The following is an 11999-nucleotide window of genomic DNA, read 5'->3' as shown; positions in this document are numbered from 1 at the left end:
CGACTGTCAGGGCAGGTTCAGCGAACTGACCGCGGCGGCATTGGCCGCGTCGGTGGCGGCGCTGCGGTCGACGACGACGCCGAGCAGGTCGGCCATGTCGGCGAGAGCTTCGAAGACGTCCAGGGCGCCGCGGTGGACCTCGTCCCACGCGGTGGAGTACGCGGTCGCCGCGGTGCCGCGCCAGCTCGACTCGAGCGCGGTGACGTCGGCCGAGGCCGAGCGCAAACCGTTGATGAGGTTCTGGGCGGTGGTCTGCACGCAGCGGCCGGCGTCGCTGACGTGGTCAGGCACCAGGTTGAAGGTGTTCGGTGCCGCGTTGGCGGCGCTCTCGGTCAACGGATGCTCCTAAGGGGGGTCGGGGCACTCTATGCAAGGTTGGACGTGCCCGGGTCGCCGACGGTTCCATCTGAATCTATCGGTTCGGGAAACCGCATCGCGGGCCACCGTTGCGCACCCCTCGCGCTGCTGGTCAGCATGGGCGCGGGCCGCGCTTCTGTCGATAGCCGGTGCCACGCCTAGTTCGGCGTCAATCCGCCTGTGCCGGAACCTGTTCCGGATTCCGCCACCACTGCGGACGCGACAGATAGGTAGCGGCCCGCAGCACCCACTCCACCGGCCCGTACTGGTGATCACGCAACCACCAGGTACTCAACGCCAGCTGCGCGGCGTAGGTGACCAAAGCAATGGCGACGACGCCGAGCGGGGGAATCTCGTCGACCAACGCCAGCCCATAACCGGTGTAGATCAGCATGAGCACGATGGATTGCCCGATGTAGTTGGAAGCCGCCATCCGCCCAGCAGGCGCAAGGTGCCCGATCATGGTCGCGGTGCGCGGAGACTGGGTGAGGCAGATGATGCCCGCGATGTAGGCGAACGTCATCAGCGGATTGACCAGCTGCTGAATACCAGGCCACACGCTCGGCATCAGCATCCAGTTCATCGACCCGGCGAAGCTGCCCAGCGACACCGGCAAACCGACCCCTAGGCCGACGACCAGGAACCAAGGTGCCCACCGCCGCAACGTTTCCCGGTCGCTGAACAGCTGCCGTTTCCCTGCCGCCATACCGATCAGGAACATGCCGAGGCTGGTGAGGCCCTGGGTGAACCAGATCAGGCCGATGAATATCGGCGCGAGCCATATCTGGGTGCCGAGGGTTTCTTCGAGGGTGCCGGTATATCCGTCGTGGATCCGCTGGAGGTCGAACAACCCGGACAGCGCCGCCATTTTGTCGTCCTCGGCCGGCAGGAAACTCCACCCGCACCACACCACATACAGCACCGCCCCGGTGATCACGGCGGTGCGCGGCTTCAGTTTCTTCAGCGGGATCAGGATCAGGCACAGGAACGCGTACAAGGTGAGGATCTCACCGATCCACAGCAAGAACGCGTGCACCAGCCCGATCACCATCAACGCGAGGCAGCGGCGCAACAGTCGCGCATTGGCGGAAACTCCCGCGCGCTGGGCCGCCGCGATCTGCAGGGTGAACGAGTAGCCGAACAAGAACGCGAACAGCAGATAGAACCGGCCGGAGAACAAGGCTTCGACCACCGCGTGCACCGTGTGGTCGAGGCGACTGTCGAAGCGCGGTTGCGGATTGTTGCTCGTCCCGGCGTACGACCACAGAGCGCTTGCGACGAGCACATTGGTGATGAGGATGCCGAACAGCGCGAATCCCCGGAGAATGTCGACCTCCGCGATCCGCCGACCCGAGACCGCAGCGGGGAGAACCGATTCGGACATACCAGTGAAGTTATCCTTCCGAACCGGAACCGCGCGTCCGTCAACGGGCTGACAAACGCGCCGACCTCCAGGGTGCCGCGACTGCGACCTGCGGCGTATTGACAATAGCCACCCGGCGGTCACGCCAGATCGGCGACCTCCAGGTAGATCTGCCGTTCGACCGCGATCTCGGCCAGAAATCCTTGTGCGCCACCGGATGCCGCAGTCGCCGGGAACGCCGCGACGGCCAGCTCCCCGGCGCGCAACCGCATGCCGGTGAACTCGCGCTGCCCGAGGATGATCGGCTGTGCCTGCTCGAAGGTCTTCCGGACGACCTCGTCCGCGAGTGGCTCGCCGAGCAGGTCGGTCACCGTTCCCGGCACGATCCAGGCCGAAACGATCTGGTCGAAGCTCGGCTGACGGGCGATGTGATGTGCCAGATACATCCGGCTCGGCCGACCGAAGCACAGATGCGTGAGCAGTCCGCGACCACGTTCGCGATCCGGATCGAGTTCGGCGAAGTGGACGACGCGCCGCACGGTGGCGAGTACGTCGCCGGCGATCGCGATGCCGTCGCGTTCGCGCCTGCCCCGGATCAGGGTGCCGCGGAACGACTTGCGCGGGCGCGCACGCCCCGGGTCGAGCTCCGCGATCGGGAAATCCTCGGGATCGAACGTGTGAATGCCGGTGTAGCCGGACCGCCGGTCCGCGCCGAGCGCCCGGCTGCCGCGTTCGTCGAGTGCGACCTCGAGCAGCACCTGGTAGTTGTAGGGCGACTGGAACGTCGGACGGTACGAGAGGTAGCAGTCGAGGCCGGTGCCGAAGGCGACCATGCCGTGCGTGCCCGCGCCGCCTGCGAGTCCGGGCTGATGATGTCCGGACGTACGAATATGAATGGCGCTCATGACCCCGCCTCGCTCTCGCTCATCGCATCAGCGACTGCGTTGTCGATTCGCTCGCTCATGATTTCGCTCCTTTCTCCGCACCCTCAGAGTGCCGACATCGGGGGCCGCTGCCACGAGTGCTCGACTACTCGAATCCGCAGGTAGGGGCTACTCGATAGGGGGTAGGGGCACACTCCGCTATGGGTGGCCGATCATGCCGTGGCATGCGGCGCCAGTTCGCATGCTGCGCCATCCGGGGCAGTCGCCGCCCGAGGCAGAAGGCTTCGACGCGCTGATGGTGCCCGGCCATCGCGTCTCGTTCGGTCGCGCCGCTGAGCCAGCGTGGCCCACAGGCAGGCCGTCGCCAGACGCGATCGTCGGCCTGGTCGTCTCGACCCGCCGTCGCATGCTCGATCTACTCGGAACGCGCCGAACAGCTTGGCACGGTCCCGGAATTGTTCGCTGCGCGGAGGTTCGCGTGGCTAGGTTGGTCGGCATGCGGAAAGTGAAAGTCGCGCTACGGCAGGTGGTTGTCGGCGTTGCGCTGTCCGGACTGATCGTCGGGTGCGGTTCGAACTCGGAGCCACCGTCGAACCCGGACCAGTCACCCCGGTCCGAGCAGCCGCGACGCACGGAGAAGGTGGTGTTCCAGGACGGCTGGCAATCGATCTTCGTCATGAATCCCGATGGCACCGATGTTGTTCGGATCGGCGAGGGCAACCATCCGAGCTTCTCCCCCGACGGATCGAGGATCGTGGTCGGTGGCACCGCCATTTCCACGATGGATCCGGACGGCAGTGACGTGCGGCGACTCACCGACGGTGGCTACGGCCCCAAATTCTCCCCCGATGGCTCCCGGATCGCCTTCGCCCGCGGCGGTGCCATCTATGCGATCAATACCGACGGCAGCGACCTGAAGCAGCTCACCGCACCGCCGGATCCGACGGCCCCACCCGGCCCCGGCCAAGCCTCGTCACAGAATCCCGCGTTCTCCCCCGACGGTTCGAAAATTCTGTTCACCAGGACCGGCGCCATCTGGGTGATGGCAGCCGATGGAACACACGCGCGGCAGCTGCTGGCGGATCCGTTCTGGAACTCCGACCCGATCTTCACGCCCGACGCCACGAAGATCGTCTTCACCAGTAACCGGGGTGGGAAGAACCGCTCCGAGATCTACGTGATGAATGCCAATGGCGCCGATGTTCGTCCGCTCACCGATGACGCGACGGTGCACCCGGCGTTTTCGCCAGACGGCTCGAAGATCGTCTACACCCGCAACCCGGCACCCGAGCCGGGCGCCCAGATCTGGGTGATGAACAGCGACGGCAGCAACGCCCGCCAGCTCACCGATCAGAAACAGACTGCTCAGCTTCCGAGTTGGGGTGCGGGCACCGATCGATGATCCCCGCTGGGGGTCAGTCAGTAGGGCGCGGCCATGGCTTTCAGATCGGGCAGGTTGCCGATCCGCTGACTCGCCGGACGACCTGGCGCGCTGGTCTGCGCTGATCCGGTGGCCCGCAGCAGCGCACGTATCTCGGCGGGCGTTTTGCGGGAATCGGCGACCGCGCTGATGCCTTGATAACTCGCGATCGCGCCGGTGACGATCGGTGAGGCGCTGGAGGTTCCGCTGAAGACGTCGGTGTACCAGAGGTCTTCGTCGGAACCGCCCTGCAAATCGCCGTAGCCGGTGGTGGTCACTTCCCTGCCCCAGCCCTGGGCGTCGGCGCGGGAACCGAAGTTGGAGAAGGCCAGCCGGGACCGACCGGGACCGTGGTCGCGGCCGTGGAAGCCCTGCGGTGGCGCACCCGCTCCGACGACGATCGCACCCGAGTCGGCCGGGCCACCGCGAAACGGGTTGCGCCACGAGGCCGGAAACTCGGCGGGGCGCCGGTCGTAGAGGGCGGCGTCGAGGTCTTCGGCACCGTTTCCGGCCGCTTCCACCACGATGACGCCGCGGGCGCCGGCGTAGCGAATCGCCGCGAGATCGTCGGGCCACCATTCGATCGCGATGTAGCCCGCTTGGTCCGGGCGGCCCGCATAGTCGAATCGCGGTCCGGGACGGTGCAGTTCGAGCAAGATGACATCGCCTGCACCGAGCGCGTCGGCGGCGGTGCGGATCGCGGCGGCCGAGCCAGGTCCGAAGATCGATACCGCGCGAATGAGGGCGTCGGGTGCGATACCGGTGATGCCGTAGGCGTTCACGTCCCCGCTGATCTCGCCCGCGACCGCGGTGCCGTGGTCACGCCAGCCTCGATCCGGTGAAGGGTTGCCGCCGATCACTCCGCCCTGGCCGATCATCAGGTCTTCGTGAGTGAATTGCCACGCACCTTCGATATCGATCACGCGCACACCCTGACCGCGTCCGCCCGGCATGGTCCACGCCCACCGAGCGTCGACACCCTGCGGTGCGGGTTCGATGTAGCCCTGGCGCGCTTGGAAATTCGGGGTCACCGGCGGCGCGTCGTCGACCCGCGCAGCCGGCGCACCGTCCGGCGCGATCGGCGGTTCGGCGGGCGGTTTGACGTAGGCGCCGTCGACCGCGTCGTCTTCACGCAGCCGGGCGGCGACCGCGTCGAGATCCTCGGTGACGCCGTGCACGGCGAAGTACTGCAGATACACCGCGGCAACAGGCTCATGCGAAGTGCCCGCCACGCGAGCAGGCAGACGGTTGGCCGGACCGAAGATCCGCGCAAGCCGACCCCCCTCAGGCAGCAGCGCGGCCAACCGCGCCTCGGTGCTCTCACTTTCGCGCAAGACAGCCGACGTGAGCGCGGTGTCCGCACCGTTGGTGACCACGATCAGCTCGGCCGGCGATCGAAGCGGACGTTGCTGGAATGCCATGCTATTCAGTCAACCCCGTGCACGGGACCGGCACCACCGTAATGCGCTACGCATCTTCCCCGAGCGCATGTCGGCACGGTGTGCACGAGGTTGTGTGACCACGTGTCGAGGCGAACCGCCACCGCGATGTCCCGCTCGCCGCCGGACTCCGTGCCGAACGGGACATAATCGAGCCCCCACTCGCACTTCTCCACCACCATGTCCCACTCGCCGTCCGGCTCAATGCCGTGCGGGGCATGATGGCGGAGCTACTCGAGCGATGCCGAGACCCTTGCGCCGTTGAACATGAAATGCGCAGACGCCGCATTAGCAGACGCCGCATTAGCTGTGCCACGACCAGACACCGTGGCGGCCTGTCTCGACGTTTACAGCCACCGTGTCCCGCTCGCCGCAGACTCCGCGTCGAACGGGACTCGACGGCCTCACCACTCGTACTTCTCCGCCCCCGCGTCCCGCTCGAGGTCCGGCTCCATGCCGTGCGGGGCACGGGGGCGGAGCTACTCGGGCGATGCCGAGAACTTTGCGCCGTTGAACATAAGATGCGCAGCCACTGCACCGGCTGTGCCAACTGGACACAGTGGCGTCCTGTCTCGACGGGTTTACTGCCACCGTGTCCCGTTCGCCGTCCGGCTTCGCGTCGAACGGGACATGACGGCGCCCCCACTCGTACTTCTCTGCCACCGTGTCCCGCTCGCCGTCGGACTTCGCGTCGTGTGAGGCACGATGGCGGAGTTACTCGAGCGGTGCTGCGGGCCTTGCCGCGTTGATCATGAAACGCGCAGCCATTTGGTGCCGCGCACTGTCACACCACGCAGGCAGACGCTCACGTCAGCATCGTGCGTGTTCCGTTCGCCGTCGGACTTCGCGTCGTGCGGGGCACGATGGCGGAGTTACTTGAGCGGTGCTGCGGGCCTTGCGTTGATCATGAAACGCGCAGCCATTTGGTGCCGCGCACTGTCACACCACGCAGGCAGACGCACACGTCAGCATCGTGGCGGTGCCTGCGGAATTGCCGCTCAAGAATCGGGCCGCGCAGCCACATTTGCAGAGTGCCGCGTGCTGTCTCATCACGCAGGTAGACCCTTACGTCGGCATCGTGGCGGTGCATGCGGAACTGCCGCTCGAGGAATCGGGTCGGACTGTATGCAACGGCCATATTCCGACAGTTCCCCTACAGCTTCGTTTGCACGAGACCAGATTCAGCTTCGCGTGCCCGGAAAGTCGCGTTCAGGGATCCAGGCGAACCGCGCGCATCCGCGACACTCCGGTCAGGTCCACCACACCGTGGCGTACCGCAGCGACGCTGAGCACCTCCATGGTTCCGATCAGGATGAGGAACAGCCCTACCACCAGGCCGAGCACGTCCACCGAGTCGAAGGGCAGTACGCCGACGACAATGCCGAGCAGCATGGTGGCCAGGCCGAACACTTCCTGCCTGCCGCCGCCGGCCAGGTTGGTTGCCCAGACGGCGACTGTCGCGTGGCAGATGCCGCGGATCGACCACGCCAGGGCGATCCAGAACGACAGCAGCAGTGCCGAATTGCCGCCGTTGAAGCACAGCATGGCGAGCAACAACGACACCACTCCGCTGGCAAAGACGAGCACGCGCAGGGCGGGCGCGATTTTGGCGCCGAATGCGACGACTATCTGCAGTCCGCCGTTGAGCAGCAGGTAGAGGCCGAAAAGCAGCTCCGCGGTCGGCAGCGATTTGTGCGGCCATATCGCTATGACCACACCCACGATCATCGAGCAGGCACCGGCGACCACTATCGCCTGCCGGACACCGCCGGCCAGTGGTTCCGTACGCCCTCCGAGCTCGTTTTCGGGCATAGCTACATGATATGGCCGAGCCGTTCGGTTAGCCGCGTGTTTGCTTTCACTCGGTGCGCCGAGTCTCGATCATCGGGCGTAGTCGGCACTCTCGCGGGACCGCTGGACTGCTCGGGCGGTCACGCCAACGACCACCCGTGCGAGTTGCTAGACCGTTGCCAGATGCTCACGTGAAGCGTCCCTGATGATTCAAGGCTTGAGCATTCCGGCGTTCCGACCCCGACAATTATGGGGCCGACCGAGCAGCATTCGCCACCGGCGCGGTATCCAACCACGCTGTGAAAGCATCGAATCCGGACGGCCGACCGAGGAAGTCCGCCACCAGATCCGCAGCGTCCCGAGACCCACCTGGAGCAAGAATTCGATCGCGATATCGGTGCGCCACTGCGGGATCGAACAGGTCATCGGCGTCGAAGGCGGAGAACAGATCCTTCGCGATCACCAGACTCCACAAATACGTGTAGTACGCAGACGAATATCCGGCGAGGTGTCCGAACGAAGCCTGAAAATGCGTGCCCGGCAACCCGGGAATCATGCCGTACCGTTCCATGGCCTGCATGACCGCTGCGGTCTGATCGGCGGGCCGGTCCCGATGCAACAGATACGACACTGCGGCGTAGCCGACCTGGGTCTTTATGTTGATTCCCTTACCGAAGTCTTTCGCCGCTCGCATCCGTTCGACCAGGTCGGCGGGGATGCGAGTGCCGTTCTCATCGACGGCGAAGGTGCCCAGAATGGCCGCGTCCCATGCCCATTCCTCGAGCATCTGTGACGGCGCCTCGACGAAGTCCCACTCGGTGGCCACGCCGGAGAACCGCGCCCACTCCTGCCGCCCACCGAGCACATGGTGAATCAGGTGCCCGAATTCGTGGAACAGCGTGACGACGTCTTGGTGTTCCATCAGCCCACGAGGGAAGTTGCACACCAGTACTCCCTCGGGCAGCAGCCGGTCGGTGATGCCACCGACGAGATCGAACTGCGCCGCATGCTTGTATTTGCCCGCGCGTGGATGCAGGTCGAGGTAGATCCGGCCGCGCCGTTCACCGTCGGCGTAGACGTCATAAGCGGTGACGTCGTCATGCCAGCGCGGGACGTCGACCGGCCGATACTCCAGGCCGAACAGTCGACCGGTCACCTCGAGCAGGCCGGCGCGTACCCGGCTGAAATCGAAGTATCGGCGTACCTCCCTGGCATCGACATCGAATTGTTCGCGTTTGATCAGCTCGGAGTAGTAACCGATCTCGGAACGGTCGATCGTATCGGCGGGGCCGTCCTCCCGTCGGCGCGCGAGCAGTGCGTCGAGGTCTCGTCGGCCCGCAGTATCAGCGGCGGTCGAGATCCGCTCGATGAATTCGGCGATGGCGTTTCCGGTGCCGATCATCTTGACGTCGGCGTCGAAATCGGGCCAGCTCTGGTAACCGAGGAGCCGGGCCTTCTCGTCCCGCAGCTCGAACATCTCGTGCAGGACAGCGTCATTGGTCGGCCAACCGCGGCTCTCGAACTCGATCGTGAGGTTGCGGCGGGCCTCGGCGTCGCGCGCGTAGGTACGGAACGGGCGGTAGTCCGGATAGTCGGTGGTGACCGTGACGAGTCCGTCCTCGGCGGGCGGATGCGCGGCGAGGAAATCGGCGGGCAAACCTTCGAGTTGCGCTGCGGTGAGCCGCACAGATCGCACGTCGTCCCGGATGGTCCGGCCGAAGTCCTGGTCCAGCACGGTGAGCCGCTCGGAGATCTCCCGAAGCCTGGTGCGGGTCTTCTCGTCGCGGTCCACACCGCTGCGGCGGAAGTCGCGCAGCACGTGGTCGCGCATGCGCAGGGCTACCTCGTCCAGCCCTGCTGGGTCGGTGGCGGCGACGATGTCGTAGAGCGCACGGTCGAGGTTGCGATCGGTCTTGCTCCGATCGATCTGCTGGACCAGCTCCTCGGCCAGCGTCCGCACATCGGACTCGGGGTGGACCTCGACGAACAATCCGGCGGCCGACTCGGCACCGCGCAGCGCGATGTCCGCGTCGTTCCAGCGGCCGAGCACCGTGCTGGTGTCGCGGGAAGTGCCGTCTTTCAGCTGCTTCAGCGTGTCCGACGCCGACTGCAATCGGTCGCCGACGTAATCGGCGAGCCAGGCGGACCAGTCAGCGGATGGCAGGGCAAGCGGCTGCGGGTTCATTCCTCGACAGTAATAGCCGTCGTCACGGTCGGGACAGAGGTGGCAGACGCCGGGTCATAGTCGGCAGTCACGACAACCAGTCGGTGCGTCGCAACCGGCGAGAAGCCCGACCATTACGGTGTCGCTACTTCGGCAAACACCCCACTGGGTCGGCGGACAGCCTTGCGGCCCATCCTCTTTCACAGGTCTCGTTAACTCTCCACGTGACCTTCGAAGGACAGGAACACGCCACGCACCGAAGTACCGTCCGGCGACTGCCATGATGCGGTGACGTGACCGGCACCGGCCCGGTCGGAGGACTCGTCACCGGGTTGCAGAACCCGGTTCACCCGCACGATCGCGGTGCTGCCAGGCACCTGGGCACCGACCATGATGTCCGTGCGCGACGATCCGTCTTCCGCCACCACCGGCTCCGATTCCAGTGTGGGAACGGCGATGTCGGGTGTGCTCACCGCGACCGATTCATCCACCGTCGCGCTGGCATGCTGCGCCTGCGGCTGTGCCGATCCGCCGAGCAGGGCCAGAATCTGCGCCACCACCACCGGGTCACGCGTCCCGTCGTAGAGCCAGCGTTTCCCGAGCACACCGTGCATCGACGTGCCGATCAGCGCGTCCTCGGCGCCGTCGCGCGGTGCGCCGCGATAGGCGAACGGCACCTGGTAGGTGACCGGCTCTTCGACCGAAGTGTCGGTTACGACCATGAATTCGATCCCGACCTCCCCGGCCGGATCGTCGAGCCGGAAACCCCCGGTCCGCTGCAGCACCGGGCGAGCGCTGCCGCGATACCACGACCTCGTCGGCAACCACGAGGCCAACAACTCGACTTTGGTGGGCACCATCGTGGTCTCGTGGATCACGGCCATGCTTCGAGTCCTCCTGCTCCGCCTCGCGGCGCTGTTGTGTCTCGAGTTTATGGGACCGAACCGTCTCGATCGTTGCCTATTCCGTTGACGCTGCGACGATTTCAGAGCGACCTGATCGGGCTCCGCTCACTCGCGTAACTCCGTGTTGAGTCGCGCGGCCTGACGCGTGAGATGAACGCGTTCGGGAAGGCTGGTGGCCGACCCGGCGGCTTCGGTGTACAGCCGTGCCGCGGTCACCAAGTCGCCGTCGCGTTCGTGCAGGTACGCCGCGACCGCCGTATGGCGGGGCAGGCCGGGGTCCAGCTCCGCCAACGCGGCCAGTCCGGCCCGCGGTCCGTCGGCCTCGCCCACCGCGACGGCCCGATTGAGGCGGGCCACCGGGTTGTCGGTGAGGCGCAGCAGTTCGTCGTACCACTCGACGATCTGCACCCAGTCGGTCTCTTCGGCGGTTTGCGCGTCGGCGTGCAGCGCCGCGATCGCGGCCTGGGCTTGGAACTCCCCCAGTCGATCTCGGTTAAGTGCGGCTTGCAGGACGTCGACACCCTCGGCGATCATGCGGGTGTCCCACAGGCTTCGGTCCTGTTCCGCGAGTGGCACGAGATTCCCGTCGGCGCGAGTCCGGGCCGGGCGACGAGCGTGGTGCAGCAGCATGAGCGCGAGCAGTCCCGCCACCTCCTCGTGCTTGGTCATGACCGCCAACTGGCGGGTGAGCCGGATCGCCTCGGCGGCAAGGTCGACATCGCCGGAGTAGCCCTCGTTGAAGACGAGATAGAGCACGCGCAGCACCGTGCCGACGTCGCCCGCGCGGTTCAGCCGGACCCCCGACACGGTCCGCTTGGCCCGGCTGATGCGCTGGGCCATGGTCGATTCCGGCACGAGGTAGGCCTGCGCGATCTGTTTCGTGGTCAGCCCGCCGACCGCGCGCAGGGTCAGCGCGACGGCCGACGCGGGCGTCAAAGACGGGTGCGCGCACAGGAAATACAGCTTCAGCGTGTCGTCCGCTGTTTCCGCCGGGCCGGGCGCGGGCTCCTCCTCGAGCAGTTCCTCACGCCGCCGCCGGGAGGTGTCGGTGCGAGCGGCGTCGAGGAACTTGCGCCAGGCCACGGTGACCAACCAGCCCTTGGGGTCGCGCGGCGGATCGTCCGGCCACACGCGCACCGCTTCGAGCAATGCTTCCTGCACCGCATCCTCGGCCGCCGCGAAGTCCGCGCCGCGGCGGCCGAGAATGCCGATCACCGCGGGCGTAAGTGCCCGCAGCAGAGCGTCATCCACAGCGCGTCACTCCGTGATGGTCGGCGGCGGGCTCCAGAACGGGCGCACCTCGAGCCACTCCTGGACCGGCTTACCACCCGCACCCGGCGCCGCGGACAACTGACCGGCGAGCTCGATCGCCCGCTCGTAGCTGTCCACGTCGACCACCATCCAGCCGGCGACCAGATCCTTGGTCTCCGCGAACGGGCCGTCGGTGACCGGCGGCCGCCCCTCGCCGTCGTAGCGCACGAACGTGCCCTCCGGGGCGATAGCCTGCGAGTCGACGTACTCGCCGGAGCTCTGCAGTCGAGCGGCGAAGTCCTCCATGTACTGCACGTGGGCCGTGATCTCGTCCGGTGTCCACTGGTCCATCGGAACGCCGTTGACCGATGCGGGTGCGCCCCGATAGTGCTTGAGGAACAGGTACTTCATGAGGTTCTCCTTGA

The 11999-nt window shown here is 66.4% G+C and carries 11 protein-coding genes; 1 reads left to right on the top strand and 10 read right to left on the bottom strand.

The features are described 5' to 3' along the window. Positions 1-6: 6 nt before the first annotated feature. From DBO33_RS21315 to DBO33_RS21305, 3 genes are all read right to left on the bottom strand, one after another. On the bottom strand, positions 7-336 hold the full coding sequence (locus tag DBO33_RS21315) for a WXG100 family type VII secretion target (RefSeq protein WP_107656613.1): 330 nt from the start codon (positions 334-336) through the stop codon (positions 7-9). Between the two features lie 190 nt (positions 337-526). After that, positions 527-1741, bottom strand: a complete 1215-nt coding sequence (locus DBO33_RS21310; protein ID WP_107656612.1) for a DUF418 domain-containing protein — start codon at positions 1739-1741, stop codon at positions 527-529. Positions 1742-1860: 119 nt separating this feature from the next. Beyond that, positions 1861-2625 (bottom strand): hypothetical protein, encoded by a 765-nt coding sequence (locus tag DBO33_RS21305; protein ID WP_159080392.1) that lies wholly within the window; start codon positions 2623-2625, stop codon positions 1861-1863. Between the two features lie 475 nt (positions 2626-3100). Here DBO33_RS21305 and DBO33_RS21300 point away from each other — a divergent pair, with 475 nt between their 5' ends. Next, on the top strand, positions 3101-4006 hold the full coding sequence (locus tag DBO33_RS21300; RefSeq protein WP_159080391.1) for a TolB family protein: 906 nt from the start codon (positions 3101-3103) through the stop codon (positions 4004-4006). A 17-nt stretch (positions 4007-4023) separates the two neighbouring features. On the opposite strand, the gene DBO33_RS21295 is transcribed toward DBO33_RS21300, so the two are convergent. The 7 genes from DBO33_RS21295 to DBO33_RS21270 form a co-directional block, all read right to left on the bottom strand. Continuing rightward, positions 4024-5445 carry a S8 family serine peptidase gene (locus DBO33_RS21295; RefSeq protein ID WP_107656609.1) on the bottom strand — a complete coding sequence of 474 codons (1422 nt, stop codon included), beginning with the start codon at positions 5443-5445 and terminating at the stop codon, positions 4024-4026. A 922-nt stretch (positions 5446-6367) separates the two neighbouring features. Next, a complete protein-coding gene (locus DBO33_RS42895) occupies positions 6368-6601 on the bottom strand; it encodes a hypothetical protein (RefSeq protein WP_159080390.1) in 234 nt (77 codons plus the stop codon). Between the two features lie 71 nt (positions 6602-6672). Continuing rightward, positions 6673-7275: a DUF308 domain-containing protein gene (locus DBO33_RS21290; protein ID WP_107656608.1), complete on the bottom strand. Its 603-nt coding sequence runs from the start codon at positions 7273-7275 to the stop codon at positions 6673-6675. A gap of 226 nt (positions 7276-7501) precedes the next feature. Continuing rightward, the gene (locus tag DBO33_RS21285) at positions 7502-9439 is read right to left on the bottom strand and encodes a M3 family metallopeptidase (protein WP_107656607.1); all 1938 of its coding nucleotides are present in this window, start codon (positions 9437-9439) and stop codon (positions 7502-7504) included. 191 nt (positions 9440-9630) lie between these two features. Continuing rightward, positions 9631-10302, bottom strand: a complete 672-nt coding sequence (locus DBO33_RS21280) for a maltokinase N-terminal cap-like domain-containing protein (protein WP_107656606.1) — start codon at positions 10300-10302, stop codon at positions 9631-9633. 126 nt (positions 10303-10428) lie between these two features. Further along, positions 10429-11574: an RNA polymerase sigma factor gene (locus tag DBO33_RS21275; RefSeq protein ID WP_107656605.1), complete on the bottom strand. Its 1146-nt coding sequence runs from the start codon at positions 11572-11574 to the stop codon at positions 10429-10431. Between the two features lie 6 nt (positions 11575-11580). Continuing rightward, positions 11581-11985 (bottom strand): YciI family protein, encoded by a 405-nt coding sequence (locus tag DBO33_RS21270; protein WP_107660477.1) that lies wholly within the window; start codon positions 11983-11985, stop codon positions 11581-11583. Positions 11986-11999 lie beyond the last annotated feature (14 nt).

Source organism: Nocardia suismassiliense, assembly GCF_900269665.1.
Taxonomy (GTDB): Bacteria; Actinomycetota; Actinomycetes; order Mycobacteriales; family Mycobacteriaceae; genus Nocardia; species Nocardia suismassiliense.
Note: the sequence above shows the minus strand (reverse complement) of the source record. Positions and strands in the feature narration are given on the sequence as shown.

Coding starts and splice junctions, on each gene's coding strand:
- DBO33_RS21310 (WP_107656612.1), bottom strand. CDS start 1,741: ATGTCCGAATCGGTTCTCCCCGCTGCGGTCTCGGGTCGGCGGATCGCG.
- DBO33_RS21305 (WP_159080392.1), bottom strand. CDS start 2,625: ATGAGCGCCATTCATATTCGTACGTCCGGACATCATCAGCCCGGACTC.
- DBO33_RS21300 (WP_159080391.1), top strand. CDS start 3,101: ATGCGGAAAGTGAAAGTCGCGCTACGGCAGGTGGTTGTCGGCGTTGCG.
- DBO33_RS21295 (WP_107656609.1), bottom strand. CDS start 5,445: ATGGCATTCCAGCAACGTCCGCTTCGATCGCCGGCCGAGCTGATCGTG.
- DBO33_RS42895 (WP_159080390.1), bottom strand. CDS start 6,601: ATGGCCGTTGCATACAGTCCGACCCGATTCCTCGAGCGGCAGTTCCGC.
- DBO33_RS21290 (WP_107656608.1), bottom strand. CDS start 7,275: ATGCCCGAAAACGAGCTCGGAGGGCGTACGGAACCACTGGCCGGCGGT.
- DBO33_RS21285 (WP_107656607.1), bottom strand. CDS start 9,439: ATGAACCCGCAGCCGCTTGCCCTGCCATCCGCTGACTGGTCCGCCTGG.
- DBO33_RS21280 (WP_107656606.1), bottom strand. CDS start 10,302: ATGGCCGTGATCCACGAGACCACGATGGTGCCCACCAAAGTCGAGTTG.
- DBO33_RS21270 (WP_107660477.1), bottom strand. CDS start 11,985: ATGAAGTACCTGTTCCTCAAGCACTATCGGGGCGCACCCGCATCGGTC.